Below are 13,406 nucleotides of genomic sequence, written 5' to 3' on the forward strand. Positions count from 1 at the left end.
AATCGTTTCGACGGCTCAGTATTCGCGTCTCTGCGTATTCCTCCGACCGATGGACCGTGAGAATCACCGGAAGACGACGGTCCGGTTCTTGTTGATCAGGACGCGATCTTCGAGATGGAACTTCACACCGCGCGCCAGCACGCGCGCCTCGATGCCGCGGCCGATGGCGACGAATTCGTCGATGGTCATGGCATGATCGACCCGCTCGGTCTCCTGCTCGATGATCGGGCCTTCGTCGAGATCGGTGGTGACGTAATGGGCGGTGGCGCCGATCAGTTTCACGCCGCGCTCATGGGCGCGCGAATAGGGATTGGCGCCCTTGAAGCTCGGCAGGAACGAGTGGTGGATGTTGATGCAGCGGCCGGAGAGCTTGGCCGACAGGCCGTCCGACAGCACCTGCATGTAGCGGGCGAGGATGCCGAGCTCGACCTTCTCGTCCTTGAAGATCTGGAACAGCTCGGTCTCGCGCTCGAGCTTGGTCTCCTTGGTGACCGGCAGGTAGTGGAACGGCAGGCCGGCCTGCACCGCGTGGCTCTCGTGGTCGCGGTGGTTGGAGACGATCGAGGTGACGTCCATCGGCAGCTGGCCGGTCTTCCAGCGGTAGAGCAGGTCGACCAGGCAGTGGTCCATCTTGGAGACCAGGATCATCACGCGCTGCTTGCGACGCACGTCGCGCACCCGCCAGGCCATGCCGAAGCGTTCGGCGACCGGCGTAAAAATGTCGCGGAAGCGGTCTTCGTCGAGCCCGGCCGGGCCCTTGAAGGCGACGCGCATGAAATGCGTGCCGCTATCCGGATCGCCGTACTGGGCACTTTCGGTAATGTTGCCGCCGTGATCGGCGATCGTGGCGGCGACGGCGGCGACGATGCCCACGGTGTCGGGGCAGGCGAGGGTGAGAACGAGCGAGTTCGGATAGGTCATTGACGGGACTTCCGCTCCGGCGATGCGTGATGACTTCCTATCGCATTGCGGTAGATCGCGGAACCGCCTGAATCCGACCTTTGCTCGTGTCTGCCGGCCGTCTGGCGCAGGGCTCGCGAGGTATGAGTTTTTCCTATGCCTGATCGCCGCGGGCGGTGATCTGTGTCGACCGTGATGGCGACGCGACGTCGCGGGACGTCGCGTCGCGGCCGACCAAGCGTCGCATGGACAAGGCTTTTTTCACGGTGTCACCTCCTGTGCACACGAGGACGGCCGCTATGATGCGTCGCGTCCGGAACAGAGATTCTTCAGGGGGAGAGAACCGCACCATGCAGAGCGACATCGAAATCGCCCGGAGCGTGACGCCGAAGCCGATCGCGTCCATCGCCGCCAAGCTCGGCATCCCGGGCGAGGCTCTGCACCCCTATGGCAAGGCCATCGCCAAGATCGACCACAGCTTCATCGACGCGGCGCGGGGGCGGGCGCGCGGCAAGCTGATCCTGGTCACCGCGATCAACCCGACGCCGGCCGGCGAGGGCAAGACCACGACCACGGTCGGCCTCGGCGACGGCCTCTCCCGGATCGGCAAGAAGACCGCCATCGCGCTGCGCGAGCCGTCGCTCGGCCCCTGCTTCGGCGTCAAGGGCGGCGCGGCCGGCGGCGGCTGGGCGCAGGTGATCCCAATGGAGGCGATCAATCTCCATTTCACCGGCGACTTCCACGCCATCACCTCGGCGCACAACTTGCTCGCCGCGATGATCGACAACCACATCTACTGGGGCAATCAGCCGGCGATCGACAGCCGCAAGGTCTCCTGGCGCCGCGTGCTCGACATGAACGACCGCGCGCTGCGCTCGGTCGTCTCGTCGCTCGGCGGCTCGGCCAACGGTTTTCCGCGCGAGGACGGCTTCGACATCACGGTCGCGTCGGAAGTGATGGCGGTGTTCTGCCTGTCGCGCGACCTCGCGGATCTGGAAGCGCGGCTGTCGCGCATGGTGGTGGCCGAGAGCCGCGACAAGGCGGCGGTCACCGCCGGCGACGTCAAGGCCGCGGCCGCCATGACCGTGCTGCTCAAGGACGCGCTGCAGCCGAACCTCGTGCAGACGCTGGAAGGCACCCCGGCCTTCGTCCATGGCGGTCCCTTCGCCAACATCGCTCACGGCTGCAATTCGGTGATCGCGACCGAGACCGCGCTGCGGCTCGCCGACTATGTCGTCACCGAAGCCGGCTTCGGCGCCGATCTCGGCGCGGAGAAGTTCTTCGACATCAAGTGCCGCAAGGCGGGTCTCGAGCCGGACGCGGCGGTGATCGTGGCGACGGTGCGCGCGCTCAAGATGCACGGCGGCGTCAAGAAGGAGGACCTCGGCAAGGAGAACCTCGAGGCGCTCGAGAAGGGCTTCGCCAACCTTGCCCGCCATGTCGAGAACGTGGCCAAGTTCGGCGTGCCGGTGATCGTCGGCATCAACCGCTTCGTCACCGACACCGACGCCGAAATGAAGCTGCTGGTCGACGCCTGCCGCGACCGGCTCGGCGTCCAGGCGATCGTCTGCACGCACTGGGCCGACGGCTCGGCCGGTGCCGAGACGCTGGCGCGCGCGGTGGTCGACATGATCGAGGCGCCGCGGCCTGCGCCCTTCGCGCCGATCTATCCGGACGAGATGCCGCTGCTTCAGAAGGTCGAGACCATCGCCCGCGAGATCTACCGGGCCGGCGCGGTCGCGGCCGACGGCAAGATCGTCAAGCGGTTCAAGGATCTGGAAGCGCAAGGCTTCGGCCGCTTCCCGATCTGCATCGCCAAGACGCAGTCGTCGTTCTCGGCCGATCCTGACGTCAAGGGCGCGCCGACCGGCCACACGCTGCCGATCCGCGAGGTGCGGCTCTCGGCCGGTGCGGAGTTCCTGGTCGTGATCTGCGGGGACATCATGACCATGCCGGGCCTGCCCAAGATCCCGGCCGCCGAGCACATCCGGCTCGGCGCCGACGGGCTGATCGAAGGCCTGAGCTGAGGCTTGCGAACAGGGCGGTGCGGCGTCCGGAGTGGGACGCCACGCGCCGTGTCCCGACGGCCGGTCAGCGCGAGAGGCCGAAGGCGCGCAGCGTCTCGGCCGGCACGATCGGTGCGGCGCTCTCGATCAGGAAGCGCTCGAGCCGCCGGTCAGGGTCGCGGTAGACCCGGCCGTCGCGCTCGACCAGATCGCCGAACACCCGCAGGGCCGCTTCCGGCAAGCCGGGGCAGTCCATCGCCACGACGAAGCCCCGATAGCCGAGCCCCGGCGCCGCGATGGCCGCGCCGGGGGCGGGGACCAGACCGGCAAAGGCCTGGACGAAGGCGTCGGCGCGCGCGCACGGGATCTGCCAGCGCGGGTTCGGAGCCCCGGAAAACAGGTCGATTACGACCGCCAACGCCATGGGTGCGAGATCGCCTTTCACCATCGGCTTTCACCGGATGCGGACCGTCCGCTTGGTGATCATGAAGCTGCAGAATGCCGTATAGGGCCCGCGGTTCGCCGTGCGCGGATCGGTGATCGCGTGGCCGGCATTGTCGGTGTTGCGCACCGGCGTGGAGCCCGGCTTGTGCGACCAGCAGCCGACATTGTCCTGCCGATACCAATGGAAGTCCATGCCCGGCGCCACGACCAGGGCGACGAACCAGCCCTTGCCGGCGGCGAGATGGCTGGAGAAGTTCGGCGTCGGGGCGAGGCCGTCCGACTGGGCGGCCGGCTGGACGCTCGCGCAGGTGAGCTGGGTGTACTGGTGGCCGGTGGCGCGGCCCGGCTGCGCGAAGGTGTTGGTCACCTGATTGTTGGCGTAGTTGTAGCAGTTGTTGTTCTGCAGCGTGGTCGGATTGTTGTTCCAGAAGCCGGGATTGTAGGCCGGCGCGTCGGCCGCCGTGCAGGGCGGACAGGCGAGGCGCGGGGCCGTCGCGGCCATGACTAGCGGCGGCTGGCCGATGCTGGAGCCGACATGCTGCCGGACCAGGTCTTCCAGATGGGTGCCGGCGGTCTTGAGCAGGTAGTGCTCGACCTCCTCGTCGCCGAAGACGTGATGGCCGAACTCCTTGGTCGCCTCGGCCTCGAAGCGCGCCGAGCGGCTTGCCGCTGTCGTCGATCACGGGCGTCAGCGTGAAGCCGCGATAGCCGAGGACCGGCGGCGGGGCCGCGGCGAAGGCGCGCGCCCGCGCCTTGGCGAAGTGCTGCAATTCGGAAACCTGATCGGAATCGATGATCCAGCGCGGGTTCGGGCGGCCGGAGAACACATCGAGTGTGACGACGTAGGCCATTGGAAACCTCCCTCACACAACCATTTAAAGGTGTGTGTAAGAGGTATGTATCTTCTGATTGTTTCAGTGGCATTACAGGGCCGCGCTGCGCGCCGCACCAAGACCGAATCCGAAATGCGAGAGGCGAGAAGCGTTTGACGCGCGTCGGCGGCTCGTTATTCTCCGGTCATGTCCATGAAGAGACGCGACGAACGCGTCCGCCCGGATCCTGGAGGAAACCACCCATGCGTCTCGTCCCCGCGCTCGTCGCGTCCGCCTGTCTCGCTCTCGCCGCGGTCCCCGCGAAGGCCGATCAGTTCATCAACGTGCTGACCGGCGGCACCAGCGGGGTCTACTACCCGCTCGGCGTCGCGCTCAGCCAGATCTACGGCGAGAAGATCGCCGGCGTGAAGACGCAGGTGCAGGCCACCAAGGCGTCGGTCGAGAACCTCAACCTCCTGCAACAAGGCCGCGGCGAGATCGCCTTCACGCTCGGCGACGCGCTGCGCGACGCCTGGGACGGCAACACCGAGGCGGGCTTCAAGGGCAAGCTCGACAAGCTGCGCGGCATCGGCGCCGTCTATCCGAACTACATCCAGATCGTCGCGCTGAAGGACTCGGGCGTGAAGACGCTCGCCGACCTCAAGGGCAAGAGCCTGTCGGTCGGCGCGCCGAAGTCCGGCACCGAGCTCAACGCCCGCGCCATCCTCGCCGCGGCGGGGCTGAAATACGCCGATCTCGGCAAGACCGAGTATCTGCCCTTCGCTGAGTCGGTCGATCTGATGAAGAACCGCCAGCTCGACGCGACGCTGCAGTCGGCCGGTCTCGGCGTCGCCTCGATCCGCGACCTGTCGACCTCGGTCGACGTCACGGTGGTGGCGGTCGACAAGGCGACGGTCGACAAGATCGGCGCGCCCTATCTCGCGGTGGTGATCCCGGCCAATACCTACCAGGGCCAGACCGCCGACGTGCCGACCGCGGCGGTCGGCAACTTCCTGGTCACCCACGCCGGCGTGCCGGACGAGGTCGTCTACCAGATGACCAAGCTCACCTATGAAAACCTCGACCGGCTCGCCAACGCCCATGCGGCGGCGAAGGGCATCAAGGTCGAGGATGCGATCAAGGGCATGCCGCTGCCGCTGCATCCCGGCGCGGAGAAGTATTTCCGCGAGAAGGGCCTGATCAAGTAAACGGCGGCTCGATCCGCCCGCCGCGCCGGCGTGCTCCGGCGCGGCCTTTCGACCTGGACGACTGCCGGCGTTCGCTCCGGCTGATCTCGACAGCAGCCCTATCCCCGATCGGCCCGGGCGCCGCCCCGGCGAGCGAGAGCCGCATGACCGCCACCAGCCCCGCCGCAGAGATCGACAATCCCGCTCTCGAAACATTCGAACACGGTTTCCCGCCCGGCTTCGGCTCAAAGTTCGCCGGCCTCGCGGCCTTCGCGATCGCGCTCGCCTTCTCGGTGTTCCAGCTCGTGGTCTCAGCCTGGCCGGCGCTGCCGAGCCAGTCGGTGCGCGGCATCCATGTCGGCTTCCTGTTGCTCCTGACCTTCGGCCTCGTCGCGAATTTCCGCGCCAAGACCGCGCTGGGCCTTGTGATCGGCTGGGCGCTCGGTCTCCTCGGTTTCGCGGTCGGGCTCTATCAATGGGTCTATCATGATGCGCTGATCCTGCGCGCCGGCGATCTCGAACGGCAGGATCTCGTGGTCGGCGTGCTCCTGATCGTGCTGGTGTTCGAAGCGTGCCGGCGCATCATGGGACCGTCGCTGCCGATCATGTGCGGCGTCTGCCTCGCCTATGCGCTGTTCGGCCAGTATCTGCCGGGTCCGCTCGGCCACCGCGGCTACGGGCTCGATCAGGTGATCGAGCAGATGTCGTTCGGCACCGAGGGCATCTACGGCGTGCCGATCTACGTCTCGGCGACCTACATCTTCCTGTTCATCCTGTTCGGCGCCTTCCTCGAGCGCGCCGGCATGATCCACCTGTTCACCGACGTGTCGCTCGGCCTGTTCGGCCGCTCGCGCGGCGGGCCGGCCAAGGTCGCGGTGTTCTCATCCGGCCTGATGGGGACGATCTCGGGCTCGGGCGTCGCCAATGTCGTGACCGTCGGCCAGTTCACCATCCCCCTGATGATCCGCTTCGGCTACCGGCGCGCCTTTGCTGCCGGCGTCGAGGCGACGGCCTCGATGGGCGGGCAGATCATGCCGCCGGTGATGGGCGCGGCCGCCTTCATCATGGCCGAGACGCTCGGCGTCGCCTATTCGGAGATCGTCAAGGCGGCCGCGCTGCCGGCCGTGCTCTATTTCGCCTCGGCCTACTGGATGGTGCATCTGGAGGCCGGCAAGCATGGCCTGCGCGGCATGGCCGAGGTGCCGAGCGCGCTCGCCGCGCTCACCAAGGGCTGGTATCTGGTGCTGCCGCTCGGCGTGCTGGTCTGGCTGCTGTTCGCCGGCTACACGCCGCTGTTCGCCGGCACGATCGGCCTGGCGCTGACCGCGATCCTGATCCTCGGCGCCAGCGCGGCGCTGGAAATGCCCGAAGGCGTCACGCGCACGATCTTCTGGGTCGTGCTCGGCATCGCCAGCGCGGCGTTCTTCCGCTATGGGCTATGGGCCGTCATCGCCGTCGTTGCGGCGCTGATCCTGCTCAATTTCCGGGCCGGCAGCGGCCGGGAGACGCTCAGGCTCTGCCGCGACAGTCTGGCGGATGCGGCCAAGACCGCGCTCGCGGTCGGCATCGCCTGCGCCATCGTCGGCACGATCATCGGCACCTTCACGCTGACCGGCGTCGGCTCGACCTTCGGCACCTGGGTGGTCGGCATCGGCCAGCAGAGCCTGTTCCTGTCGCTGGTGCTGACCATGATCCTGTCGGTGATCCTCGGCACCGGCATTCCGACGATCCCGACCTACATCATCGTCGCCTCGCTCGCGGCGCCCGCGCTCGCCAAGCTCGGGGTGCCGCTGATCGTCAGCCACATGTTCGCGTTCTACTTCGGCATCATGGCGGATCTCTCGCCGCCGGTGGCGTTGGCCGCGCTCGCCGCCGCGCCGATCGCGCGCGAAAACCCGGACAAGATCGGCTGGGAGGCGATGCGCATCGCCGCGGCCGGTTATGTCATCCCCTTCGCGGGCGTCTATGCGCCGGCGCTGATGCTGCAGCCGGGCGACCCGTGGGCGGCTTCGGTCGGCTTCTACGGCGCGGTCGCGATCGCCTTCGTGAAATCGCTCGTCGCCATGGGCCTGTTCGGCGCCGCGCTGATCGGGTTCCTGTTCGGCCGGCTCTCCTGGCTCGAACGCGCGGCCTTCGCCGTCTCGGCGCTGTTCATCGTCGGCGAATTTCCGTGGAGCGATCTGATCGGCTTCGTGCTCGGGCTCGGCACGGTCGCTTGGCACCGTGCGACGCTGCGCAGCGCGGACGCGCGCCCCGCCGCCTGATACGGTCGAAACAACAAGAACAAGGGAGGAAGCCATGGCCGTGTGTTTCATCGGCGGTGCCAAGGTCGGCATCGTCGCGACGCAGCTGTTCAGCATCGGCTGGACGGTCGCCGATACCGGGGCGCACTGGCAGCGCGCCTACCAAGTCGCGCCGGGCGCGCTCGTCGTGCACGACCTGCGCGCCAAGGATCTGCCGAAGGGCGAGGACCCGCTGCCGGGCTACACGAAGGAAGGCGACTGGTATGTCTGGCATACGTCGCGCCGCGCCTTCCCGGTGATCTCGTTCGGCTCGGAAGGCGGCACGAAGAACTGGGAAATCTGCGCCGACGGCAAATGCCAGCCGCTCGCCGCCCTGACCGGCGCGCCGGAAGGGTCCGACATCAACGCCGTGCCGTGCAAAGCGGAGCCCGAGGGTGCCCCGGCTCCAGGAGCCGCTGCGCCTGCCGTGCCCGCACCCGCTGCCCCGAAGACGAACTGAACCGGGCTGGAGCCAAGCCCATGCCGATCTGCCTCGCGACCGCGACGAAGACCGTGCTGGTCGCGGCCGAGGTGGTGACGCTCGCCTGGACGCATTCGGTCGAAAGGTCGAATGGCGCGAGACCTGGGGTCTCGCGCCCGCCAGCGTTGCGGCGCCGGCCCGCCTGATGCCGGTCGAGGCGCGGGTGAAGGGCTCCGGCGCCGGCATGGAGCCGGGGCCGGATGCGCGGCCCGTCACCGACGCCGACGGGACATGGTGGGTCTGGCGGCCGGCGCTGCCTCCGCTTGGCGAGATCCGGCTCGCCCGCTCCGGCGCGACCGCCGACTGGTGGCTCTGCTCGCATCACGCCTGCCGGACGGCGGGCGAGATCCTGGGCGTCGAGGCGGGCACCGAGCCCGGCGCGGATGCGGTTTTGAAGCCGTGCGAGCGGGCGGAGTAGTGCGCCGTTCGGGCTCGGGCGGCGCGCTCACGCCTCGCCTTCGAACTCCATCTTCAGCGCCAGGGTCGCCAGCAGATCCTTGAGCGTCAGGAGACCGACCAGCCGGCCGTCCGCGACGACCAGCAGCCGGCTCTGGTTGGCGGTGCGCATGCGGTCGAGCGCGGCGACGGCATCGTCGCCGGGCGCCACGACCGCGTCTTCGGCGAGCGGCGTCATGATCTCCAACACCGAGGTGCGGGGCCATGCCTCGCGCTCGATCTTGTGCAGGTCGCCGACCGCCACGAGGCCGCGCGGGCGGCCGCCGCCATCGACAACCGGATAAGTGTCGTGACGGGTGCGGTAGACCACCGTTTCGACGAAGGTCTCAAGCGCCATGTCGATTGGCACCGTGACCGGGGCGGCGGTCATGAAGCGCTCGACCGGGCGGCCGGTCAGCATGCGCCGCGCCTCGAGGTCGAGCCGCGTGGTCGCCGCGGCCGAGCGGATGAAGAAGCCGATCAGCACGGTCCAGAGCCCGCCGCCGAGATTGCCGGTCAGGATCTGGAAGAAACCGAGGAACGCCACCGCCATGCCGAGCGCCATGCCGATCTGCGCGGCGATGCGCGTCGCGCGGGCGAGGTCGCCGGTGTAGCCCCAGACCGCCGCGCGCAGCACGCGGCCGCCGTCGAGCGGGAAGGCGGGCAGCAGGTTGAAGATACCGAGCACCAGATTGAGCATGGCCAGGTAGCGAACCACGATCGTGCCGGCGGCCTCCGGGGCCGGATGGACGAGCGCGACGAGGCCGCCGAGGATCGCGGCAAGGACGAGGCTCACCGCCGGGCCGGCGATCGCCATCAGGAACTCGGCCTTGGGGCTGGTCGGCTCGGCCTCCATCTCGGCCGCGCCGCCGAACATGTGCAGCGTGATGCCGCGCATCGGGATGCCATAGGCGCGGGCGACCAGCGAATGGGCGATTTCGTGCACGACGATCGAGGCGAAGATGCCGGCGACCGCGAGGATGCTCATGGCCCAGTAGGTCGCGCGCGGCAGGCCTTCGTGCACGGACGGGAAATAGCCCGCGGCGAGTGACCAGGCGAGCAGCAGGGCGATGAACACCCAGCTCGGGTTGACCTTGATCTCCAGACCGAAGACGCGGAACAGGGTGATGCTCGATCCGAACATGATGTTCTCCCGGCAGGGCCGCACCGGCCACCACGACCAGTTCTACCGAGCGTGAACTGTGCCGTCGCGATGGTAACACCCCTGTGGCGGATCGGTTCCCGCGCGCGAGCACGTATGTCGGTCCGTCGATGTGAGGGACGCGCGGGATCGTCCGCTCCAGTCAGCCCTAATCCGGTTCGCCTCTATTCCAGCCCGATCGCGTCGGTGAAGGCCGAGCGCGACATCGGCACGGCGCCGTTGGCGGTGATCAGCACCTGCTGCTCCAGCTTGACGCCTTCCTTGCCGCCGACCTCGCCCATGTAGCTCTCCACGCACACGACCATGTTCTCCTCGAACCGGCCGTCGAAGCCCCAGTCCTGCCAGTCGGCGACGTAGGCGACCGACGGGTATTCATCGACGAAGCCGACACCGTGGATCATCATCATGTAGCGGTTCGGCACGAAAGCCTCCGGCACGGGCCAGCAGCATTCGGAGAATTCGCGGAAGCTGAGGCCGGGCTTCAGGCGCTCGATATTGAACAGGACCTGTTCCTGCGCCAGCTCGTAGAGCTTCTTCTGTTCGGGCTTCGGCTTGGCGCCGGGGCAGACGTAGGAGCGGGAGATGTCGGCGAGATAGCCGAAGGGGCCGACCATGTCGGTGTCGAAGCCGACGATGTCACCGGCCTCGATGGTGCGGTTCGAACTTTCCTGGAACCAGGGATTGGTCCGTTCACCGGAGGCGAGCAGCCGGCATTCGATCCACTCGCCGTCATGGGCGATGTTGGTCTCGTGCAGGATCGACCAGAGCTGGTTCTCGGTGATGCCGGGGGCGAGCGTCGCGCGCATGCGGTCGACCGCGATGTCGCAGACATCCATCGACAGCTGCAGCGCCTTCAGCTCCTCCGGCGTCTTGATCATGCGCGCCTGTTCGATCGGCTCCTGCACGTCGAACAGTTTTATCCCACGCTCGACCAGTCGCTGCGCGCCCCAGGGCTCGCAGCGGTCGACGGCGAGACGGCGGTTCTTGCCGCCGTAGCGCTCGACCAGGCTCGCGACCTCCTCGGCCCAGACCAGCGCCTTCTCCGCCACACGCGGACCGCAGAGGAAATAGAACCACGGCGTCGCGTCGCGCGTCTCGTCGACGGTCGGACTGCCGGCGCTGACGTGTTTGGAGGATCCGAACTCGAACAGCACTACCGGACCCTCGGTCGCCACGAAGGCGTATCGGCCGGGCGCGTGCATGGTCCAGACCGCCATGTTGCGGGTGCCGGTGGCGTAGCGGATGTTCATCGGATCGGAGAGCAGCGCGCCGGCATAGTCGCGCTTCTTCAGTTCCGCGCGCAGCCGGGCGAGCCGGTCATGGCGCATGCGCGTCTCGTCGATCTCGGCGATGCGCGCCTTGATGTCGAGACCGAGCGGCGGGATGGTCACGCCGCCCTCGGCGGCCATGCGGCGCGCCGCGTCGGGATTGCCGACGGAGCGGGCCATGTCGAGGATGCGACTCATGCGACGCCTCCCATGAACCGGGGACGTTGCAGCCTCTCAGATCCGCGAAACTACCGATATCGCAAAGGCGACGGAACCGTCCGCTCCGCGACGTCAGCCGCAGGTCTGTGCCGGGCCGCTGAGGTCGAGACCGAGCTGCTCGGCCATGCGGGCGGTCGGGCCGGAAAGGTCGAGGCCCTGCGCGGCGATCCACGCATCATTGTAGTAGGTGGTCGCGTAGCGGGCGCCGCTGTCGCAGAGGAGGCTCACGATCGAGCCGGCCTCGCCGCGGGCGCGCATCTCGGCCATCAGCATCAGGATCGCGACGAAGTTGGTGCCGGTCGAGCCGCCGACGCGGCGGCCGAGCATGCGCGAGAGCAGGCGCGCGGCGGCGATCGAATCGGCATCGACGATCGCTTCGGCGCGGTCGATCAGGCCCGGCACGAAGGACGGTTCCACACGCGGCCGGCCGATGCCTTCGACGAGGCAGGGCGGCAGCCCCTCCGGCAGGCCGGTCGCGCCGTCGCGCAGGTGGCGATGGAACACCGAGGCGACCGGATCGGCGAGACAGAGTTTTGTTCCGTGCCGGCGATAGCGCAGGTAGCGGCCGATCGTGGCCGAGGTGCCGCCGGTGCCGGCGCCGACCACGATCCAGGCCGGCTCGGGGAAGCGCTCGTGGCGCATCTGGCCGAAGATCGACTCGGCGATGTTGTTGTTGCCGCGCCAGTCGGTCGCCCGCTCGGCATGGGTGAACTGGTCCATGAAATGGCCGCCGCGGGTCGCCGCGATCGCGGCCGCCGCCGCATAGATCTCGCGGGAATCGTCGACGAAATGGCACTCGCCGCCTTGGAACCGGATCGCCTCGATCTTCTCTTCGGCCGTGCGGCGCGGCATCACCGCGACGAAAGGCAGGCCGATCAGCCGGGCGAAATAGGCCTCGCTGACCGCGGTCGAGCCGCTCGAGGCCTCGACCACGGTCGAGCCCTCGCGGAGCCAGCCGTTGCAGAGGGCATAGAGGAACAGCGAGCGGGCCAGGCGATGCTTGAGGCTGCCGGTCGTGTGGGTCGACTCGTCCTTCAGATAGACGTCGATGTTCGGAAAGCCGCCGATCGGCAGCTTGATCAGATGCGTGTCGGCGGAGCGGGCGTAATCGGCCTCGATGGCGGCGACGGCCGCGTCCGACCAGGCGCGGGAGCAACGAATGACGGTCAAGGCGGGATCCCGTTCAGGCCGCGAGTGCGGCGATGGAGGCGTTGAGGCAGCCGATCTCCGGCGCGCGGCCACGCGCGACCGAGACCCAGCCGAAACGCGGCACCTCGGTCCAGCAGGCGCGATCGTTGTCGACCGGCTCGGAGACCACCACCGTGCCGGTGTCGCCGCGGCGCAGATAGAGCGACGGCGGCCGGTCGTCGGAGGACCAGCGGAAGGCATGTAGCGTGTCGCCATCGGCGACGCAGGCGGCGAAGCGCAGCGGCTCGTCGATGTGGGCCTCGGCCTGGATCGCGACGACGCGGCCGAGCGTGCGCGCGATCGCGCCGACCGGATCGCGCTTCGAGCCCGGCGCCGAGCGCGGCGAGGAAGATCGCCTCGCTGTCGGTCGTGCCGTGGCGGTGTTCGTAAAGCGCGTCCGGGATCAGCGCCTCGATGGCGCGGCGGATGCGATGGTGGCCGCCGACCTGGCCGTTGTGCATGAACAGATGCCGGCCGACCGCGAAGGGATGGCAGTTGGCGCGCGAGGTCGCCGTGCCGGTGGAGGCGCGGACGTGGGCGAAGAACAGATGCGAGCGCACCTGGGCGCAGATCGCGCGCAGGTTCTCGTCCGACCAGGCCGGGGTGATCTCGCGATAGCAGCCCGGGAACGGCCGCTCGCCGTACCAGCCGAGCCCGAAGCCGTCGGCATTGGTGACGGTCTTGGCCTCGTGCGCCTCGCGTGACTGATGGACCAGCGAATGGTCGGGCACGAGCACGAGGTCTTCGATCAGGATCGGATCGCCGGAATAGGCGAGGATGCGGCACATGGGACGGCGCTCCGTACGGCTCGCTGCGGCCGAGGTGCCGCTCTGGATTCATAATGCGCGTATGGATCTATATCAATGATGAATTTCTAATGATAGGAACAAAATGAGTATTTCATGCTGACAACATGACGATAATGACATTTTCATTCTAATTCCGAGGTGTCATTCCCGCTTCGGGATGATCCCTCCGTCACGTCTGACGTTTGACTCGTTCGTTGTTCGCGCGAATATTGC

Annotated in this window: 13 protein-coding genes and 1 pseudogene; 7 read left to right on the plus strand and 7 right to left on the minus strand. The window is 68.0% G+C overall.

The annotated features are described in order from the left end of the window. Positions 1 to 63: 63 nt before the first annotated feature. Positions 64 to 921 carry a formyltetrahydrofolate deformylase gene (gene purU, locus ABS361_00750; GenBank protein ID XBY44870.1) on the minus strand — a complete coding sequence of 286 codons (858 nt, stop codon included), beginning with the start codon at positions 919 to 921 and terminating at the stop codon, positions 64 to 66. 329 nt (positions 922 to 1,250) lie between these two features. Here purU and ABS361_00755 point away from each other — a divergent pair, with 329 nt between their 5' ends. Then, positions 1,251 to 2,927, plus strand: coding sequence for a formate--tetrahydrofolate ligase (locus tag ABS361_00755; protein ID XBY44871.1), 1,677 nt, complete (start codon positions 1,251 to 1,253; stop codon positions 2,925 to 2,927). A gap of 64 nt (positions 2,928 to 2,991) precedes the next feature. On the opposite strand, the gene ABS361_00760 is transcribed toward ABS361_00755, so the two are convergent. Further along, entirely contained in the window at positions 2,992 to 3,330 is a 339-nt protein-coding gene (locus ABS361_00760) for a hypothetical protein (GenBank protein XBY44872.1), read from the minus strand. Positions 3,331 to 3,360: 30 nt separating this feature from the next. Further along, positions 3,361 to 3,852 carry a hypothetical protein gene (locus ABS361_00765; protein XBY44873.1) on the minus strand — a complete coding sequence of 164 codons (492 nt, stop codon included), beginning with the start codon at positions 3,850 to 3,852 and terminating at the stop codon, positions 3,361 to 3,363. Between the two features lie 33 nt (positions 3,853 to 3,885). Here ABS361_00765 and ABS361_00770 point away from each other — a divergent pair, with 33 nt between their 5' ends. From ABS361_00770 to ABS361_00795, 6 genes are all read left to right on the plus strand, one after another. After that, positions 3,886 to 4,047, plus strand: a complete 162-nt coding sequence (locus ABS361_00770) for a hypothetical protein (GenBank protein ID XBY44874.1) — start codon at positions 3,886 to 3,888, stop codon at positions 4,045 to 4,047. Between the two features lie 378 nt (positions 4,048 to 4,425). Then, the gene (locus tag ABS361_00775) at positions 4,426 to 5,370 is read left to right on the plus strand and encodes a TAXI family TRAP transporter solute-binding subunit (protein XBY44875.1); all 945 of its coding nucleotides are present in this window, start codon (positions 4,426 to 4,428) and stop codon (positions 5,368 to 5,370) included. 143 nt (positions 5,371 to 5,513) lie between these two features. Beyond that, the gene (locus tag ABS361_00780; GenBank protein ID XBY44876.1) at positions 5,514 to 7,613 is read left to right on the plus strand and encodes a TRAP transporter permease; all 2,100 of its coding nucleotides are present in this window, start codon (positions 5,514 to 5,516) and stop codon (positions 7,611 to 7,613) included. A 34-nt stretch (positions 7,614 to 7,647) separates the two neighbouring features. After that, complete coding sequence (locus tag ABS361_00785) at positions 7,648 to 8,091, plus strand: hypothetical protein (GenBank protein XBY44877.1); 444 nt, start codon at positions 7,648 to 7,650, stop codon at positions 8,089 to 8,091. Positions 8,092 to 8,111: 20 nt separating this feature from the next. After that, positions 8,112 to 8,258, plus strand: coding sequence for a hypothetical protein (locus tag ABS361_00790; protein ID XBY47004.1), 147 nt, complete (start codon positions 8,112 to 8,114; stop codon positions 8,256 to 8,258). After that, the gene (locus ABS361_00795; protein ID XBY46767.1) at positions 8,255 to 8,530 is read left to right on the plus strand and encodes a DUF1850 domain-containing protein; all 276 of its coding nucleotides are present in this window, start codon (positions 8,255 to 8,257) and stop codon (positions 8,528 to 8,530) included. The genes ABS361_00790 and ABS361_00795 overlap by 4 nt, the downstream gene beginning before the upstream one ends. A gap of 27 nt (positions 8,531 to 8,557) precedes the next feature. On the opposite strand, the gene ABS361_00800 is transcribed toward ABS361_00795, so the two are convergent. From ABS361_00800 to ABS361_00815, 4 genes and pseudogenes are all read right to left on the minus strand, one after another. Next, positions 8,558 to 9,691, minus strand: a complete 1,134-nt coding sequence (locus ABS361_00800) for a site-2 protease family protein (GenBank protein ID XBY44878.1) — start codon at positions 9,689 to 9,691, stop codon at positions 8,558 to 8,560. A 182-nt stretch (positions 9,692 to 9,873) separates the two neighbouring features. Beyond that, entirely contained in the window at positions 9,874 to 11,175 is a 1,302-nt protein-coding gene (locus ABS361_00805) for a Xaa-Pro peptidase family protein (GenBank protein XBY44879.1), read from the minus strand. 93 nt (positions 11,176 to 11,268) lie between these two features. Next, positions 11,269 to 12,366 (minus strand): PLP-dependent cysteine synthase family protein, encoded by a 1,098-nt coding sequence (locus ABS361_00810; protein XBY44880.1) that lies wholly within the window; start codon positions 12,364 to 12,366, stop codon positions 11,269 to 11,271. A gap of 13 nt (positions 12,367 to 12,379) precedes the next feature. Next, positions 12,380 to 13,172: pseudogene (locus ABS361_00815) on the minus strand (class II glutamine amidotransferase). Positions 13,173 to 13,406 lie beyond the last annotated feature (234 nt).

The organism is Ancalomicrobiaceae bacterium S20 (assembly GCA_040269895.1).
In the GTDB taxonomy this organism is placed as follows: Bacteria; Pseudomonadota; Alphaproteobacteria; order Rhizobiales; family Ancalomicrobiaceae; genus Methyloraptor; species Methyloraptor flagellatus.

Excerpts from the sequence above, each read along its gene's own strand:
- purU (XBY44870.1), bottom strand. The coding sequence starts at position 921 with ATGACCTATCCGAACTCGCTCGTTCTCACCCTCGCCTGCCCCGACACC.
- ABS361_00755 (XBY44871.1), top strand. The coding sequence starts at position 1,251 with ATGCAGAGCGACATCGAAATCGCCCGGAGCGTGACGCCGAAGCCGATC.
- ABS361_00760 (XBY44872.1), bottom strand. The coding sequence starts at position 3,330 with ATGGCGTTGGCGGTCGTAATCGACCTGTTTTCCGGGGCTCCGAACCCG.
- ABS361_00765 (XBY44873.1), bottom strand. The coding sequence starts at position 3,852 with ATGGCCGCGACGGCCCCGCGCCTCGCCTGTCCGCCCTGCACGGCGGCC.
- ABS361_00770 (XBY44874.1), top strand. The coding sequence starts at position 3,886 with ATGCTGCCGGACCAGGTCTTCCAGATGGGTGCCGGCGGTCTTGAGCAG.
- ABS361_00775 (XBY44875.1), top strand. The coding sequence starts at position 4,426 with ATGCGTCTCGTCCCCGCGCTCGTCGCGTCCGCCTGTCTCGCTCTCGCC.
- ABS361_00780 (XBY44876.1), top strand. The coding sequence starts at position 5,514 with ATGACCGCCACCAGCCCCGCCGCAGAGATCGACAATCCCGCTCTCGAA.
- ABS361_00785 (XBY44877.1), top strand. The coding sequence starts at position 7,648 with ATGGCCGTGTGTTTCATCGGCGGTGCCAAGGTCGGCATCGTCGCGACG.
- ABS361_00790 (XBY47004.1), top strand. The coding sequence starts at position 8,112 with ATGCCGATCTGCCTCGCGACCGCGACGAAGACCGTGCTGGTCGCGGCC.
- ABS361_00800 (XBY44878.1), bottom strand. The coding sequence starts at position 9,691 with ATGTTCGGATCGAGCATCACCCTGTTCCGCGTCTTCGGTCTGGAGATC.
- ABS361_00805 (XBY44879.1), bottom strand. The coding sequence starts at position 11,175 with ATGAGTCGCATCCTCGACATGGCCCGCTCCGTCGGCAATCCCGACGCG.